General features: G+C 75.4%; 10 protein-coding genes. 3 read left to right on the forward strand and 7 right to left on the reverse strand.

Going from position 1 to position 16,696, the window contains the following annotated elements; genetic code table 11:
* Window positions 1-14: 14 nt before the first annotated feature.
* Window positions 15-665 (forward strand): hypothetical protein, encoded by a 651-nt coding sequence (locus tag Q3W71_RS05400; RefSeq protein ID WP_302918157.1) that lies wholly within the window; start codon window positions 15-17, stop codon window positions 663-665.
* An 81-nt stretch (window positions 666-746) separates the two neighbouring features.
* On the opposite strand, the gene Q3W71_RS05405 is transcribed toward Q3W71_RS05400, so the two are convergent.
* Window positions 747-1,916, reverse strand: coding sequence for an acyl-CoA dehydrogenase family protein (locus Q3W71_RS05405; RefSeq protein WP_302918158.1), 1,170 nt, complete (start codon window positions 1,914-1,916; stop codon window positions 747-749).
* Window positions 1,917-2,168: 252 nt separating this feature from the next.
* Between Q3W71_RS05405 and Q3W71_RS05410 the strand changes: the two genes are divergently transcribed.
* Both Q3W71_RS05410 and Q3W71_RS05415 read left to right on the forward strand, forming a co-directional pair.
* Complete coding sequence (locus tag Q3W71_RS05410) at window positions 2,169-3,596, forward strand: UDP-glucose/GDP-mannose dehydrogenase family protein (protein WP_302918159.1); 1,428 nt, start codon at window positions 2,169-2,171, stop codon at window positions 3,594-3,596.
* 157 nt (window positions 3,597-3,753) lie between these two features.
* Entirely contained in the window at window positions 3,754-8,697 is a 4,944-nt protein-coding gene (locus Q3W71_RS05415) for an SCO7613 C-terminal domain-containing membrane protein (protein ID WP_302918160.1), read from the forward strand.
* 106 nt (window positions 8,698-8,803) lie between these two features.
* On the opposite strand, the gene Q3W71_RS05420 is transcribed toward Q3W71_RS05415, so the two are convergent.
* The 6 genes from Q3W71_RS05420 to Q3W71_RS05445 all read right to left on the reverse strand — a co-directional run bounded on the left by Q3W71_RS05420 (window position 8,804) and on the right by Q3W71_RS05445 (window position 16,534).
* The gene (locus Q3W71_RS05420; RefSeq protein ID WP_302918161.1) at window positions 8,804-9,607 is read right to left on the reverse strand and encodes a MerR family transcriptional regulator; all 804 of its coding nucleotides are present in this window, start codon (window positions 9,605-9,607) and stop codon (window positions 8,804-8,806) included.
* The gene (locus tag Q3W71_RS05425) at window positions 9,591-10,136 is read right to left on the reverse strand and encodes a hypothetical protein (RefSeq protein WP_302918162.1); all 546 of its coding nucleotides are present in this window, start codon (window positions 10,134-10,136) and stop codon (window positions 9,591-9,593) included. Before Q3W71_RS05425 ends, Q3W71_RS05420 begins: the two co-directional genes overlap by 17 nt.
* Window positions 10,137-10,252: 116 nt before the next feature.
* Window positions 10,253-10,744, reverse strand: a complete 492-nt coding sequence (purE, locus tag Q3W71_RS05430; RefSeq protein WP_302918163.1) for a 5-(carboxyamino)imidazole ribonucleotide mutase — start codon at window positions 10,742-10,744, stop codon at window positions 10,253-10,255.
* 40 nt (window positions 10,745-10,784) lie between these two features.
* Window positions 10,785-11,972: a 5-(carboxyamino)imidazole ribonucleotide synthase gene (locus Q3W71_RS05435; RefSeq protein ID WP_302918164.1), complete on the reverse strand. Its 1,188-nt coding sequence runs from the start codon at window positions 11,970-11,972 to the stop codon at window positions 10,785-10,787.
* 37 nt (window positions 11,973-12,009) lie between these two features.
* Window positions 12,010-14,004 carry a thioredoxin domain-containing protein gene (locus tag Q3W71_RS05440; RefSeq protein ID WP_302918165.1) on the reverse strand — a complete coding sequence of 665 codons (1,995 nt, stop codon included), beginning with the start codon at window positions 14,002-14,004 and terminating at the stop codon, window positions 12,010-12,012.
* Window positions 14,005-14,044: 40 nt separating this feature from the next.
* Window positions 14,045-16,534 carry a bifunctional diguanylate cyclase/phosphodiesterase gene (locus tag Q3W71_RS05445; RefSeq protein ID WP_302918725.1) on the reverse strand — a complete coding sequence of 830 codons (2,490 nt, stop codon included), beginning with the start codon at window positions 16,532-16,534 and terminating at the stop codon, window positions 14,045-14,047.
* Window positions 16,535-16,696 lie beyond the last annotated feature (162 nt).

Below are 16,696 nucleotides of genomic sequence, written 5' to 3' on the forward strand. Positions count from 1 at the left end.
GGTACGGTGCGCGGATGCGACATCTCTGGAGCTTCCTCGCCGGATTGGTGGTGGCACCCGTCACGTGGGTGCTGGTCGCCCTCGGGCAGGACGGGTCGGCCGGCACCGTCGACCGCTGGGTGGAGATCGGCACCTTCAACACGGCCAACCTCATCGAGCCGGCCGTCTACCTCGCGGTCGGCGGGATCCTGCTGGGCCTGCTCGCCACGCTGCGCACCTCCCCGCTCGGCCCGCTGACGGCCGGGCTGTTGCTGGCCGTCCCGTACGTGGGGCTGTTCGTCGCGCCGTTCCAGGTGCGCAACCGCATCCCGGACGACTGGAAGGCCTTCGGTGATCCGCTCCCGCTGCGCCTGCCGGTGGAGAACGGCACGCTGTTCCTGATCGGCCTGCTGCTGCTGATGGCGGTGTTCAGCGGGCAGCGCTGGCGGCAGTGGCCGCGACCGGCGACCGAGCCGGCGCCGGTCGCCGGGCCGACCGGGCAGGACTTCACGCTGACCGACTGGTCGTCGGGGACGCCGGACCGGGACACTGCCCCGCTCACCCTGGGCTACCCCGACCCCACGCCGACCGAGCCGCTGCCCCGCCGGACCGCCGGCGAGTCGCCCTGGTCGGCGCCGCCCCGCTCGACTGGCCGTACGGAGGACACCACCACCGAGATCAAGTGACGGACGGGCGGGCCGGGTGACCGGCCCGCCCCGGACCCGCCGGCGACCGCCGGTTCCCCGACGGCCGCGGCGGCGGCCCCGCTAGGCCAGACCCTTGAGCAGCTGGCGGGCCATCACGATGCGCTGCACCTGGTTGGTGCCCTCGTAGATCTGGGTGATCTTGGCGTCCCGCATCATCCGCTCGACCGGGTAGTCCCGGGTGTAGCCGTAGCCGCCGAGCAGCTGCACCGCGTCGGTGGTGATCTCCATGGCCGCGTCGGAGGCGAAGCACTTGGCGGCCGCGCCGAAGTAGGTCAGGTCGGCGTCGCCGCGCTCGGACCGGCCGGCCGCGGCGTACGTCAACTGCCGCGCCGCCTCCAGCTTCATACCCATGTCGGCGAGCATGAACTGCACGCCCTGGAAGTCGGCGACCGGCTTGCCGAACTGCTTGCGCTCCTGCACGTACCCCTTGGCGTAGTCGAGCGCGCCCTGCGCGATGCCGACCGCCTGGGCGGCGATGGTGACCCGGGTGTGGTCCAGGGTCTTCATCGCGGTGGCGAAGCCGGTGCCCTCCGCGCCGATCATCCGGTCCGCCGGGATCCGCACGTTGTCCAGGTAGACCTCGCGGGTCGGCGAGCCCTTGATGCCGAGCTTCTTCTCCGGCGCGCCGAAGCTGACGCCGGAGTCGGACTTCTCGACCACGAAGGCGGAGATGCCCCGGGAGCGGGCGGCGGGGTCGGTCACCGCGAAGACGGTGTAGTACTCGGACACCCCGGCGTTGGTGATCCAGCGCTTCACGCCGTTGAGCACCCAGTGGTCGCCGTCGCGGACCGCGCGGGTGGTCATCGAGGCCGCGTCGCTGCCCGCCTCCGGCTCGGAGAGGCAGTACGAGAACATCGCGTCACCGGAGGCGACCCTGGTCAGGTAGCGGCGCTTGAGCTCGTCGGAGCCGGCCAGCAGCAGCGGCATGGTGCCGAGCTTGTTCACCGCGGGGATCAGCGAGGAGGAGGCGCAGGCGCGGGCCACCTCCTCGATCACGATCGCGGTGGCCAGGGCGTCCGCGCCGGCGCCGCCGTACTCGACGGGGATGTGCGGGGCGTGGAAGTCAGCGGCCCGCAGCGCGTCGTAGGACGCCTTCGGGAACTCACCGGTCTCGTCCGCCTCGGCGGCGTGCGGCGCCACCTTGGCCGCACAGACCTCACGGACCGCCTCCCGGATCGCCTGGTGCTCCTCGGGCAACCGGTAGACGTCGAACGACTCCTCTGCGGCCATGTCGGCCCCTCCCCTTCACGGCTATCATGCGCAGTCGGTAGCGTCACCTGACCGCCCGACCGCGCAGACTGAAGGATAGCGACCGGTTCAGCAGATGTTACCGCCGCGTAGGCTTGGACCTGACGGAGCGCCCACGCCGCTCGGCGATGATGGAACAGACAGGCATAGAGTCCCTCTGGTGCCCGGCCCAGGCGCCGCAGCGGCAGAACGCGACGCGACGAAGCGCCGCCAGTGCGAGCGGAGAAGACAGGCGTGACGATCCCGTACCCGAACATCCAGCCGGTACCCGCCATCGCCGCGGTGACGCCCCCCTCCGGGGCGCCCCGGCCGCGGGTCACCTTCCTGGGCACCGGCTACCTCGGCGCGACGTACGCCATCTGTTACGCCGAACTGGGCTACGAGGTGCTCGGCTTCGACGTCGACGCGGACAAGATCGCCAAGCTGAACGCGGGCGAGGTGCCGATCCACGAGCCCGGTCTGGACGAGCTGCTCAAGCGCAACCTGGCCGCCGGGCGGCTGCGGTTCAGCACCGACATCGCCGAGACCGCCGACTTCGGTGACGTGCACTTCATCTGCGTCGGCACCCCGCAGCGGGCCGACGGCATGGGCGCCGACCTGTCGTACGTCGAGGCGTCGGTGACCAGCCTCGCCCAGCACCTGACCCGCAAGGCGCTGATCGTCGGCAAGTCCACCGTCCCGGTCGGCACCGCCGAGTGGGTCGAGCAGCTGGTCGGCAAGCACACCCCGGCCGACCTCGGCGTCGAGGTGGCGTGGAGCCCGGAGTTCCTCCAGGAGGGCTTCGCCGTCGACGACGTGCTGCGCCCCAACCGGATCGTGGTCGGCGTCAAGAGCGAGTGGGCCAACGGCATGCTCTACGCCGCCCACAAGGGCGTCTTCGACCTGGCCGCCACCGAGGACCGCGAGGTGCCCCTGGTGGTGACCGACTTCGCCACCGCCGAGCTGGTCAAGGTCGCCGCGAACGCCTTCCTGGCCACCAAGATCTCGTTCATCAACGCGATGGCCGAGGTCTGCGAGGCCTCCGGCGGCGACGTGACCCAGCTCGCCCGGGCCATCGGCTACGACCCCCGGATCGGCAACCGGTTCCTCCAGGCCGGCCTCGGCTTCGGCGGCGCCTGCCTGCCCAAGGACATCCGGGCGTTCCAGGCCCGGGCCCAGGAGCTGGGCGCCGGGGAGGCGCTGCGCTTCCTGCACGAGGTCGACCTGATCAACCTGCGCCGCCGGACCCGGGTCCTCCAGCTCGCCGCGGAGCTGCTCGGCCGCCGCTCCGGGCCGGCCGGTCCGGACCTGTCCGGCACCCGGATCGCCGTGCTCGGCGCCACCTTCAAGCCCAACACCGACGACGTACGCGACGCGCCCGCGCTGGCCGTCGCCGCGCTGCTGCACAAGGCCGGCGCCGACGTGCACGTCTACGACCCGCAGGGCACCGAGAACGCCCGCCGGGTGGCGCCCGAGCTGACCTACGAGGCCAGCATGAACGACGCCGTCACCGGCGCCGACCTGGTCTGCGTACTGACCGAGTGGGCCGACTTCCGCAACGCCGACCCGGTCGCCCTCGGCGAGCTGGCCGCCGGCCGGAAGGTGGTCGACGGCCGCAACTGCCTCGACTCCGCCCTGTGGACCCAGGCCGGCTGGGAGTACCGCGGCATGGGCCGCCCCTGACGGTCCCCCATCCCGACACCGACGGCCGGCCGCGGAGCGCGCTCCGCGGCCGGCCGCGTCACTGGTTTGCCCCGGACCCGCCGTCAACTGTCGAATTCCGCGCCGCCATTGGGCATGCTGCGACAGTGGGAGTCCACAGTGCGGGTGGAGGGGTGTCGTGGCGACCTTTCAGTGCTCCTCGTGCGGCCGGGAGATCAAGCCGGCCGTCCGCTGCCCGCACTGCGGGGCCGAGCAGCCACAGTGGATCGAGCACCTGGCGGAGATCGAGCGGTCCATCGCGGAGATGAAGGCCCGCGAGGCCGCCATCGCCAGCGAGCAGCGGCAGATCGCCGCCAAGATGCAGGCCGCGCTCTTCCAGCGGGACATCCTCGCGCACGCCGGTGAGGAACGGCTCAAGCAGGCCACCCGGCCCCGCCGGGTGCTGCGCCGCCGGCCGGGCCGCCGACCGCCGACGGCCACCACCGGAGCCCCGCCCCGGGTGCCCCGGCAGGGCACCCCGCCGCCCGGCCCGGAGGAGCCGCCGCCCCCCTCGACCGCCACCTGGCTCGACGCCGACAACCCGGAGCACCCGCCGGAGGCGTCCTCCCGCGAGGTGCAGAACATCCCGCTCGGCCTGGGCGCGCTGCTGCTCGGGGTGGCCGCGGTGGTCTTCGCCGCGGTGGCGACCAGCTCCATGGACGCGCTGGGCCGGCTGGGCATCCTGCTGCTCGCCACGGTGCTGATGCTGCTCGCCCCGCCCGCGCTGGCCCGCCGGGGGCTCACCTCCACCGCCGAGACCATCGCCGCGGTGGGGCTGCTGCTGGTGCCGCTGGCCGGGTACGCGCTCTGGGCGGTCGACCGGATCGGTGGCAGCGGCGCCTCCGGGGCGGTCTTCGCCGGGCTGGTCTTCGCGGTCACCGCCGGCGTCGCCTTCGGCTACGCCAACTGGACCGGCCTGCGCGCCCCGCGGTTCGCCACCGTGCTCGCCGCCCAGCCCGTGGTGCCACTGTTCGCGTACGACCGGATCACCGGACCGGCCGGCTGGGCGCTGGCGCTGACCGTGGTGGCCGTCCTCGACCTGTGGCTGGCCCGCACCCCGGTCACCGTGGAACGGCCGGTGCGCCGTGACCTCCCGTCGCCCGCCCCGGCGGAGGCGGCGGATCCGGCCGAGCCGGCCGAGCCGGCCGCCGCACCGGCGGCGCCCCGGCAACGGCAGCCCGAGGGCCGGCCGGAGGGCGCGCCGGAGGAGGCCGGCGAGGTGCTCACCGGCACCAGCCCGGCCGGCCCGGACGCCGCGCCGACCCGTCCGGTGCCGTGGCTGCGCGAGCTGACCTGGCTGCTGCACGCCGTCGCGGTCGCGGTCGCCCTCGCGTACGCGGTCACCGCGCTGCTGCGCGCGCAGACCGTGCCCACCGCGGTCGGCGCCGGCACGGTGCTGCTGCTGGCCGCCGCGGTGGCGCTGGCCGGGACGCTCGCGCTGGGCCGGCCGCCGCTGCCGGACGTCGGCGCCGGCATCCTCACCCTCGCCGTGATCGGGGCGCTGGGCCGGGTCGCCTCGGTGGCCCTGCCCGGCCGGTCGCTGCTGCTGATCGCGGCGGTGATCACGGCGACCGGGCTGGCCGTGCGCGCGCTGCCGGAGGCGGCCCGGCGCGGCCCGCAGTTCGCCTCCGCGGTGGCGCTGACCGTCAGCGGTGTGGTGGTGGCCGGCGGGGCCCTGCGGGCCGGCGTGGCCCCGGTCCGCGCCGCGCTGCCCGCCTGGGCCGCCGACCTCGACCGGTATCCGGCCGAGCTGGCCGCCGCGGTCGGCCCGGCCGCCTGGCAGCTCGCCGCGAGCGCCTTCCTGCTCACCGTCGCCGCGGTGCTGGCCCTGCCACCGGAGATCCGTCGGGAGTTCGCGGTGGTCGGCGCGGCGCTGACCGCGCTCGCCGTCCCGGCCTCCTTCGGGCTCGACTGGGCGGTGGCGCCCTGGCCGCTGGTGCTGGCCGCGGTCGGCATCGGCGTGGCCGGGCTCTCCGCCCGGACGGAACGGGCCGCGCTGGCGCACGCGCTCACCGCCGCCGCGGTGGGCCTGTTCGGCGCGGGTGCCGCGCTGGCCCGGCCGGCGTTGACCACCGCCGTGCTGCTCACCCTCTTCGCGGCGGGCGTCCTGGTCGCGCTGGCGCCCCGGGTCCGGCTCGCGCCGGCGGCGACCGAGACCCTCGCCGCCTGGGCCGCCGGCGGCGCCGCGTTCGCGCTGCCCGGGGCGGTGGCGGCCTTCGTCGCCGCGACGGTGCCCAGCGGACCCACGCCCACCCCGGCCAGCCTGCGCGAGGTGACCGTGCCGGTGCTCGCGGCCGCCTTCCTCGCGGTCTGCGTGACCCTCGGCTACGCCGCCATCGTGCAGGTCTCGCAGCGGCAGATCCCGGCCCCGCTGGCGGTGGGCACCGGGCTCGGGGCGCTGGTCGTCACCGCTGCCGCGTTCGGGGCACCCGGCGCGACCGTCGCCGACGCCTGGGTGGGCGCGCTGCTGCTGGTCGCCGCGGTGCTGCTCTTCCTGGCCCCGTCGATCGACGCGGGTCGGCGCTCCGACCTCACCCTCGACGGGTCCGACCTGGCGGCGGCCGCGGTGACCGCCGCCCTGATCGCCACCCTGGTCCGGGTGGCCGCCGTGCTCGCCCCGGGCGGTCAACTGGCGGTGGCCGCCGCGCTGGTGCTGGTGGTCGCGGTCGCCGCCCGGGCGATGCCGGCGGAGTGGCGGCGCGGGCCGGTGCTCGGCATCGCCCTCGGCGGGGCGCTGATCGGGGTGCTGGCCGGTTGGATGGCGCTGCGCGGCGGGGTGGGCGTCCTGGCCACCCCCGGGCCGATCTGGGCCGGGGACCTGAGCGGCTGGCCGGCCGCGCCGACCGGCGGCGCCACCTGGCAGGCCCCGGTCGCGCTGGCGCTGCTCGGCGTCGCCGCCGCGATCCTCCTGCCGCCGCCCTGGCGGTACGACGTGTCCGGGGTGGCCGCCGTGCTGGCCACCATCGGCGCCCCGGCCGCGTTCGACCTGCCGTGGTGGTCACCGGTGCTGGTCGGGGGCATGGTCGCCACGGTCTTCGGGATGGCGGCGGTGGCCTCGGTCGACCCGCGCGCCGGGCTGTCCCGGGCCACCGTGGCCGGCGTGGTGGCGCTGCACGCGGCCGGCGCCGGGCTGGTCCGGCCGTGGACCACCGCGCTGGCGCTCGGCAGCATCGCCCTGATCGGGATGGTGGTGGCGGCGCTGGCCCGGTCGCTCGCCGAGCCGCTGGTGCCGGACATCGAGGCCGACGGGATGCCGCCGTACCTGGCCCAGATCGGGGGCGCCGCGGCCGGGGCGGCGGTACTCGCGCTGCCCGGTGCGGTCGCCGCGCTGGCGGCCGAGTTCGGCCGCTCGCCGCAGGTGGTGCTGACCGCCGCGCTGGCCGCGTCCAGCCTCGGTCTCGCCGGGGTGGCCGCGGTACGCCGCCAGGTGCCGCAGTACCTGCCCTGGACCAGCGCGGCGGTGGTCGGCGGCGCCACCATCAGTGCCCTGGCCGCCGTCCCCAGTGGCCTGCCGGTGGGCGTGTACGCCGCCGCCGCGGGCCTGCTCGGGGTGCTGGCCGAACTGGTCCGTGGGGCCACCGAGCCACCGGCCGGCTCGGCCCAGCCGGTACGGCGCTGGTCCGTGCTGCTCGACGGGGCGCTGCGGCGGCTGCCGGACGACGGCACCCGGCGCCGCTGGCGGGTCAGCCCGGCGGCCGGCGCCCTCGCCGCGGCCGCCCTGCCGACCGTCATCGCGCTGGTGTCGATCGCGCCGGCACTGGTCGTGGCGCTGGTCGAGCCGCACGCCACGCTCTCCCGGGTGTGGCAGGGGCCGCCGCCCGGGCTGCTCAGCCCGCCGCCCGACGCCGTCGACCCGGCGCACGTGCTGACCGCGCTGCTGCTGACCGCGACCGCGGCGCTGGCCGCCACCGGGTTCAGCGGCGGGCGCCGGTCCCGGGCGGTGCCGGTGGTGCTGCCCGGCGCGGCGGTGACCCTGCTGATCACCCCGACCGCGCTCGGCAGCGGCTGGCCGACGAGCACCCTGGCCGCGCTCTCGGTCTTCACCATCTCGATGCTCGGTCTGGCGCTGACCCCGCCCCCGCCGCTGGTCGAGCCGGCCCGCTCGCTGCGGCTGGCCCGGGTGCTGGTCTTCGCCATCGGCCTGGCGGCCGGCGGCGCCGGGCTCGCCGGCAGCCTGGCCACCCGGGACCTGACCCTCTTCACGCTCGGCGGCGCGGTCGGTGTCGGCACGGTCGCCGCGCTCTTCGGCACCAACCAGCGGGCGCGCATCCTCGGCTGGCTCTTCGCCTCGCTGATGGCCCAGCTCTTCGTGCTCACCGCCGGCCTGGTCGCCGGGCTGGCCGCGGTCTGGTCCGCGTTCGGCGTACTCGCCGTCGGGGCGGCGCTGCAGGTGTTCGCGGCCACCCTGCCCCGGCTGCGCCGCCCCGAGGCGCAGCGCGAGGCGGCCACCGTGGAGTGGAGCGGGCACGCCGCCGCGCTGATCGCCCTGGCGCTGGCCTTCGACTCGCCCCGGCACATCGCCGCCCTGCTGGCCGCCTGGGGTGCGGTCCTCGGGGTGGCGGCGACCCGTCCGGGCCGCCGGCCGGTGGAGCGGCGGATCCTGTTCTGGGCGGTGGTGGCCTGCGAGATCAGCGCCTGGTGGATCCTGATGCGGGTCGCCGACGTGGCGCTGCCCGAGGCGTACACGCTGCCGTTCGCGGCGCTGGCCCTGCTGGTCGGCGTCCTGGAGCTGCGGCAGCGCGCCGACCTGAGCAGTTGGGTGGCGTACGGGCCGGCGCTGGTCGCCGCGTTCCTGCCGACCCTGGCGATCGTGCTGGCCACCGACTCCAGCACCCTGCGGCAGGTGCTGCTGCTGCTCGGCGCGGTGGCCGTGCTGGTCTTCGGCTCGATGAGTCAGCAGCAGGCCCCGGTGATCGTCGGCGCGACGGTCACCGCGATCACCGCGATCCACGCGCTGTTCGCCTTCGGCCCGTGGCTGGCGCTGATCCCGGTCGGCATCCTGCTGCTGGTGCTCGGCGCGAGCAACGAGCGGCGCCGCCGGGCCCAGGAACGGTTGCAGACCGCGCTGCGCGGCATGCGGTGAGGCGGAGGGGCCCGGTGGGCCTCGGCCCGGGCGGGCAGCCGACGCGGCTGCCGCCGGGGCCGCGCCCGCCGGGCCGCCGCCACGAGTGCGGGTTCCGACCCCCGCCCTACTGCCAGCCGGCGGTGTCGGGGTCGATGCCGTGGGCGCGTGCGCTGGCGTCGATGCTCTGCCGGAACCAGGTGGCCAGGCCCGCGCGGATGCCGTCGTAGTGGGCGGCGAAACCCGGATCGGCCTCGAACGTGCGGCCGAGACAGACCTGCATCTGCCGGGTGAGGGGGAAGTACGCGGCGAACACCTCACGGTGCCGCTCGACCAGGTGGTTCGCTTCCGGGCTGCCCGGCGCGACACCGGCGTCCATCGCGTCCGCGAGGGCCCTGTCGAGGTCGGCAACCGTGTCGGCGACGGCCCGCCACTCCTCCGGACTGCGGGAGGCCGAGCGTTCGGCGTACTGCTGCCACTGCGCCGTGTCGCCGTAGCGCTGACGGGCCTGGGCGGGCCAGTCCGGGTTCCACTGGGGGCCGAAGATCGCGGCCTGCTGCTCGGCGGTCAGCAGCAGGCCGCGCTCGTGGGCGGCGATCATCCGGTCCAGGCCGGCGCTGAGCTGCTGAAGGCGGTCGATCCGCTGGGCGACCTGGGCGCGCTGCGCGCGCAGCGCGCCCGGCACGTCCGCGGCCGGGTCGTCCAGGACGGCCCGGATCCGCTCCAGCTCCAGGCCGATCTCCCGGTAGACCACGATGCGCTGCAGGCGTTCCAGGTCACCGGCGGTGTAGAGCCGGTATCCGGCGGGCGTGCGCAGCGACGGCCGCGCCAGACCGATGTCGTCCCAGTGGTGCAGCGCGCGGACGGTCACCCCCAGCCGCGTGGAGACCTGACCGACGGTCAGGCCGTCGGCGTCAGTGGCCGCCGGCATGCTCCGCGTCGTCGCCGCGACCGACGCCCGGTGGGGTGATCCCGATGGCTGCAAGGTTCCGCGCCTCCTGACTGGCTGGATCGAACGGCTTCGCCGCGGTGAAGATGATCCGTGCGTTCTCGGGGGTGACCACCTCCACGTCGCGGGTGTTCCAGGGAGTGTCCCGCGGGCCGTCGACCGAGTCCGGGTTCACCGCGCGACAGGCCTCGACGATGGAGTCGACCTGGCTGAGCACGCACGCGAAGCTGAGGCTCAGCGCCGGCGCCTGCGCCGGAACGCTCTCCGCCGAGACCAGGAGTACGTCCTGGAACGCCCACCGGCGCAGATGCACCAGCGTGCCGGGGATGCTGAACAGCTCGAAGAACCCGAGCCCACGCACCCAGAAGTCCACCGACGCCGCCAGATCGCTGGTGGGGATCGTCGCGAACGCGGGCATCCCGTAGATGCCCCGGAACGGCTCCGGCGCCACCGCGTCCGGGCCGGGCGCGGGCACGGGACTCATCTCGAAAGCGTTGTAGTAGTCGCTCATGCACCCCACCCTCCGGCCTCACGCACCGTGAGGGTCAAGCCGGATCCGGGAAGCCGTCCGGGCGAACGCGATGGCCGGGCACGCCCGAACCGGCGGCGGTGCCAGGGCCCGGCGGGTCAGGCCAGCGAGGCGCGGAGGGCGGCGTCCTTCTCGGCCACCAACTGCTCCAGGTCGGCCTGGTAGGCCGACATCCGGTCGAGCAGGGCCCGGTCGGCGGCGGCCAGGATCCGGACGGCGAGCAGCCCGGCGTTACGGGCGTTGCCGATCGACACGGTGGCCACCGGCACGCCGGCCGGCATCTGCACGATGGAGAGCAGCGAGTCCATCCCGTCCAGGTGCTTCAGCGGCACCGGCACGCCGATCACCGGCAGCGGGGTGACCGAGGCGACCATGCCGGGCAGGGCCGCCGCACCACCGGCCCCGGCGATGATCACCTTCAGGCCGCGGTCGGCCGCGGCCCGGCCGTACTCGATCATCTTCACCGGCGTACGGTGCGCCGAGACGACCTCGACCTCGTAGGACACCTCGAACTCGGCCAGCACCTCGGCCGCCGCCTTCATGGTGGGCCAGTCCGAGTCGCTGCCCATGATCAGCCCGACCGTGCTCACTGGTGCCTGCCTTTCGTTCGCGACTGCGGGACTCGCAAGCTCACTCCTCGCGCTCACCGCGACCCTCCCGCAGCCAGCGGGCGGCCCGCGCGGCCCGGGTCCGTACCTCGTCCAGGTCGTCGCCGAGCAGCGTGACGTGCCCGATCTTCCGCCCGGGGCGTACCTGCTTGCCGTAGAGGTGCACCTTCGCCCCCGGCTCGGCGGCGAAGAGGTGGTGCAGCCGCTCGTCGATCGACATCCCGCCCGGCTCGCCGCCGAGCACGTTCGCCATCACCACCACCGGCGCGGTCAGCGCGGTGTCGCCCATCGGGTAGTCGAGCACCGCCCGCAGGTGCTGCTCGAACTGCGAGGTGCGGGCGCCCTCGATGGTCCAGTGGCCGGAGTTGTGCGGTCGCATGGCCAGTTCGTTCACCACGATCGCCGGGCGGCCGGCGGAGTCGACGACCTCGAACAGCTCGACCGCGAGCAGGCCGACCACGCCGAGCGCGGTGGCCAGGTCGATGGCGAGCTGCTGGGCGGCGACCGCCAGGTCCTCGGGCAGGTCGGGCGCCGGGGCCAGCACCTCGACGCAGATGCCGTCCCGCTGCACCGTCTCGACCACCGGGTACGCGGCCACCTGCCCGAACGGCGAGCGGGCCACCTGCACGGCGAGTTCGCGGCGCAGCGGCACCCGCTCCTCGACGATCAGCCGGGTACCGCCGGCCAGCAGGGTGCCGGCCAGCTCGGCGGCCTGCGCCGGCCCGTCCACCACCCAGACGCCCCGGCCGTCGTACCCGCCGCTGGCCGCCTTGAGCACCACCGGCCAGCCCACCTCGTCGCCGAAGCCGACCAGGTCGGCGGGCTCGCCGACCGGCCGCCACGCCGGGTTGGGCGCGCCCAGCTCGGTCAGCCGCTCCCGCATCGCCCGCTTGTCCTGGGCGTACCGCAGCGCCTCGGCCGGCGGAAAGAGCTTCACGCCCTCGGCGGCCAGGGTGCGGATGTGCTCGTTCGGCACGTGCTCGTGGTCGAAGGTGACCACGTCGCAGCCCTTGGCGAAGGTGCGCAGCGCGGCGAGGTCGGTGTGGTCGCCGTACTGGACGTCGGCGGCGACCAGCGCGGCGCCGTCGTCCGGGGCGAGCGCCAGCACGCGCAGCGACTGGCCGAGGGCGATCGCGGACTGGTGGGTCATCCGGGCCAGCTGGCCGCCGCCCACCATGCCGACTACAGGCAGACCGGTACGGGAATCCATAGCGGCGCCAGCCTATCCGGCCGGGCCGCCACCCTCCCTACCGGCCGGCGAGCTGGGCGATCAGGTCGTCCACGTCGGTGACCGGGCGATCGCAGACGAAACCCCGGCAGACGTACGCGGTGGAGCGCCCGTCGAGCATCGGCCGGTCGGCGAGCAGCGGCACGCCCGGCTGGTCGGCCCGGCCCGCCACGATCACCGCCCCCGGTGGGGCGTGCCGGTGCGCCGCGGCGACCAGCGGGTCCCCGGCCGGCTCGTCGGTGACCACCGCGATCTCGTACGGCCCGGAGAGCAGCGCCTCGCCCACGGTGGCCGCGTACCCGGTGAACCGAGCGTGCCGGCCGACGATCGGCGCGACGGTGCCCAGCGCCGCCTCGGCCGCCTCCCGGTAGCGCGGCTCGCCGGTCAGCGCCGCGTACGCCACCAGCGCGGCGACGATCGCCGACCGGCCGGACGGGGTGGCGTTGTCGGTGGGGTCGGCCGGCCGGGTGACCAGCCGCTCGGCGTCGTCGGCGGTGTCGTAGAAGCCGCCACCCGGTGCGGCGAACCGGTCCAGCGCGACGTCCAGCAGCCGGCCGGCCAGTTCCAGCCAGCGTCCCTCGCCGGTGAGCTGGTGCACGGCGCAGAACGCCTCGGCGACGCAGCCGTAGTCCTCCAGCACCCCGGCCGGCTCACCGACCACGCCGGCCCGGGAGACCCGGCGCAGCCGGCCGTCCACCAGGTGCCGGTCGGCGAGCACCTCGGCGATCCGGGTCGCCGCGGCGGCGGTCACCGGGTCGCCGGTGAGCGCGGTGTGCTCGACCAGCGCGGTGACCGCCAGCCCGTTCCAGGCGGCGACCACCTTGTCGTCGCGGGCCGGCTGCGGCCGGCTGTCGCGCACCTCCCGCAGCCGGGCCCGGACCCGCGCCCAGCGGTCGGCCACCGCCGGGTCCACGTCGTCGGTGTCCCGGGCCAGCCGCAGCACGCTGGTGCCGTGCTCGAACGAGCCCTGCTCGGTGACCGCGAACAGGTCGGCGGCGAACCGGCCGTCCTCCTCGCCCAGCGCCTCGACCAGCTGGGCCGGGGTCCAGGCGTAGGTGAGCCCCTCGACCCCCTCGGTGTCCGCGTCCAGCGCGGAGGCCAGCCCGCCCTCGGGGGTGCCCAGGTCGTCGATCATGAAGGCGGCCGTCTCGGCGGCGATCCGGGCGGCGAGGGGGTCGCCGGTGAGCCGCCAGAGCTGGGTGTACGCCCGCAGCAGCAGCGCGTTGTCGTAGAGCATCTTCTCGAAGTGCGGCACCGTCCAGTGCGCGTCCACAGAGTAGCGGGCGAAACCGCCGGCGAGCTGGTCGTAGATGCCACCCCGGGCCATCGCCTCGCAGGTGTGCCGGACGATCTCCAGGCTGCGCGCCGAACCGGTGCGCTGGTGGTGCCGGAGCAGGAAGAGCAGGTTCATGTGCGGCGGGAACTTCGGCGCCCCGCCGAAGCCGCCGTTCGTCTCGTCGTACTCCGTGGCGAGCTGCTCGGCCGCGGCGTCGAGCAGCCCGGCGTCCAGCGGCGCGGTGGGCCCGCCCACGGCCTGGGCGCCGCCGATCGCCTCGACCACCGCGGCGCCCTGGCGCAGCACCGCCTCGCGCTGGTCGCGCCACGCGGTGGCCACCGACTGCAACAGCCGGACGAAGTTGGGCCGCGGGTAGTAGGTGCCGCAGAAGAACGGGGTGCCGTCCGGGGTGGCGAAGACGGTCATCGGCCAGCCGCCCTGGCCGGTCATCGCCTGGGTCGCGGTCATGTAGACCGCGTCCACGTCCGGCCGCTCCTCCCGGTCCACCTTGACGCACACGAAGTCGTCGTTCATCAGCGCGCCGACCTGCTCGTTCTCGAACGACTCGTGGGCCATCACGTGGCACCAGTGGCAGGCGGCGTAGCCGACCGAGACGAGCACCGGCACGTCCCGCCGCTTCGCCTCGGCGAACGCCTCCTCACACCACGGCCACCAGTCGACCGGGTTGTCGGCGTGCTGGAGCAGGTACGGGCTCGTGGCGTCGGCGAGTCGGTTCACCCGACGACCATAACCAGCCCCAGCCGAACCCGCCGGTCGGTCAGGAGGCGTCGTCGGCGCGCAGCGGGAAGACGTTGGGGCGGGCCTCGTCGAGCAGGGTGCCGAGGACGGCGCCGATCTTGTCGGCCGGCATCGGCTTGAAGAAGTGGTAGCCCTGGGCGGCGGTGCAGCCCAGCTCGGCCAGGGCGGTCCGCTGCTCGGCGGTCTCCACCCCCTCGGCGACCACCCGCAGCCCCAGCTCGTGGGCGAGCCCGACGGTGGTCCGGACGATCGCCGCCGCCTCCGGGGAGTCCGCCATCCGGATCACGAAGGACCGGTCCACCTTGAGCTCGTCCACGGCGATCCGGGTGAGGAAGGTGAGCGAGGAGAAACCGGTGCCGAAGTCGTCCACCGCGAGCTGCACGCCCATCGCGCGGAGGGTGGCGAGCACCTCGTCGATCACCTCCAGCTCGCTCATCACCACGGTCTCGGTGATCTCCAGAACCAGCCGGTGTGGCGGGACCTGGTGCCGGCGCAACGCGTCGGCGATCTCGCTGGGCAACCGCGGGTCGAGCAGGCTGCGCGCCGAGAGGTTCACCGAGATCGGGATCTCCAGCCCTTCGCGGGCCCAGCCGGCGGCCACCGAGAGCGCCTTGTCCAGCACGTAGCGGGTGAAGGTGCCCAGCTGCTCGCTGTTCTCCACCGGACGGATGAAGTCGTGCGGGCCGAGCCAGCCGCGGCGCGGGTGCCGCCAGCGGATCAGCGCCTCCACCCCGGTCGGCGCCCCGCTGGCCAGGTCCACCGCCGGTTGCAGGGCCAGCACCAACTGGTCGTCGGCGGCCAGCGCCTCGCGCAGCTCGGCCAGCAGGGCCAGCTGGTCGGTGCTGGCCGCGTCCCGGGCCGAGTCGTACGCGGCGACGCTGCCGCCGCCCTCCTTGGCCTGGTACATCGCGATGTCGGCGCGGCGCAGCAGCTCGGTCAGGTCGGCGGTGCCGGCGTCGGCGACCACCACGCCGACGGAGACCTCCACGGACATCCGCACCCCGGCCACCTCGGTCGGCGCGGCCAGCCGCTCGGCGATCTCGCGGGCCTGGCGCAGCGCGTACGCCATCGGCGCGGTCCGGCCGCCGAGCACCGGCACCGAGGTGAGCAGCAGCGCGAACTCGTCCCCGCCGAGCCGCCCGAGCAGGTCACCGGGGCGGGCCAGGGTGCCCAGCCGGCTGGCGGTCAGCCGCAGCAGCTGGTCGCCGGCCGCGTGCCCGAGGGTGTCGTTGACCTCCTTGAACTGGTTGATGTCCAGCAGCAGCAGGGCGACCGGGTGGTCGTGCGCGAGCTGCCGCAGCGCCTGGTCGCCCTTGCTGAGCATGGCCGCCCGGTTGACCAGGCCGGTGAGCTGGTCGTGCACCGCCTCGTACGACGAGCGGGCGGTGACCAGCCGCAGCTCCCGGTGGGTCGCGGCGTCGTGCAGCGCGGCGGCGAGGGCGTCGCCGAAGGCGGCCACCGCGTCGTGTTCCCGGGAGCTCGGCGGCGCCGACCGGGGGAACCGGACCCGCAGTTCGCCGACCCGGGCGGTGCCCACGGTCAGGGCCCGGACCAGCTCGTGCTCGTCGGGCTCGGCGGGCCCGGGCGGGCCGACCTCGCGGTCCACCACCTGGCCGGCGGCGTCGGCCCGGTAGCGGCGCCAGCGGCCGTCGCCCCGGGCCACGTCGACGTCGACCAGTTCGGCGTTGAACAGGGTCACCGCGCCGGTCACCGCCGCGGTGGCGACCCCCCGCTCGTCGAGCTGGTTGAGCGCGGCGGTGGCCTCGGCGAACGCCCGCCAGGCGCGCCGCTCCCGGTCGGCCCGCAGCCGGTGCCGGTAGGTCTGCTGGAGCAACCAGAGCGGCGGCGGGAGCAGCAGCAGCCAGTGCGCGTCGAGTTCCAGCAGGGTCACCACGGTCAGCCCGACGGCGACGTTGCCGACGAACATCAGCAGCTTGCCGCGGAGCGCGGCGAGCAGCGGCGGCCCGATCGGCACGCCGTGCCGCAGCGCCAGGGTGACCCCGCCCAGCCAGGCGCTGGCGAGCAGGTAGGTGACCGAGCCGGCGACCACGGCGAGGGCGAGCGCCGGCGTCGGCGTGGCCAGCAGCGGCTGGCCCAACGCGGTGGTGACCGACACGGCCAGCGCGGTGGCGGCACTGAGCGACACCGCGATGCGGACCACCTCGAGGGCGCTGCGGCGCTCGCCGAACAGCGAGATCACCGACCAGGCCAGCCCGGCGCCGAGCAGGGTGGCGGCGGGGAGCCAGCCGGCCGGCACCAGATAGAGGCAGATGATCAGCGCGGCCTCGCCCCAGGTGATGCTGACCATGCCGGCGGCGGCGCGGAACCGCAGCCGGGCCAACTGGGCGAGGGCGAGGACGGCGACCGCGACGCCGAACCGGGCCGGGCCGCCGAGCGGGTCGTCGGCCGGCAACCGGGCCGGCAGGGTCAGCCCCACCGTCGCGGCGACCAGCGCGGTGACCGCGACGGCGGCGGTGAGCAGGAGCACCCGTGGCGGCGTGCCGCGCAACCCGAGCCGGTCGAACTCCTCGCCGGCCCGATCGGAGGTCACCGACCCCCTCCCGCCCACCTGCGGAGGGTACGGCGGGCGGCCGCGACTGTGACGGTCATCGGCGCCCCCTCCCGCGCACGGCTCGGGGACGCGTGGTCCCCCCGGCGGAAGGCTAAGCCA

The sequence above is a fragment of the Micromonospora sp. C28SCA-DRY-2 genome, from assembly GCF_030519475.1.
Taxonomy (GTDB): domain Bacteria; phylum Actinomycetota; class Actinomycetes; order Mycobacteriales; family Micromonosporaceae; genus Micromonospora.

Excerpts from the sequence above, each read along its gene's own strand:
- Q3W71_RS05400 (WP_302918157.1), top strand. The coding sequence starts at position 15 with ATGCGACATCTCTGGAGCTTCCTCGCCGGATTGGTGGTGGCACCCGTC.
- Q3W71_RS05405 (WP_302918158.1), bottom strand. The coding sequence starts at position 1,916 with ATGGCCGCAGAGGAGTCGTTCGACGTCTACCGGTTGCCCGAGGAGCAC.
- Q3W71_RS05420 (WP_302918161.1), bottom strand. The coding sequence starts at position 9,607 with ATGCCGGCGGCCACTGACGCCGACGGCCTGACCGTCGGTCAGGTCTCC.
- Q3W71_RS05425 (WP_302918162.1), bottom strand. The coding sequence starts at position 10,136 with ATGAGCGACTACTACAACGCTTTCGAGATGAGTCCCGTGCCCGCGCCC.
- Q3W71_RS05435 (WP_302918164.1), bottom strand. The coding sequence starts at position 11,972 with ATGGATTCCCGTACCGGTCTGCCTGTAGTCGGCATGGTGGGCGGCGGC.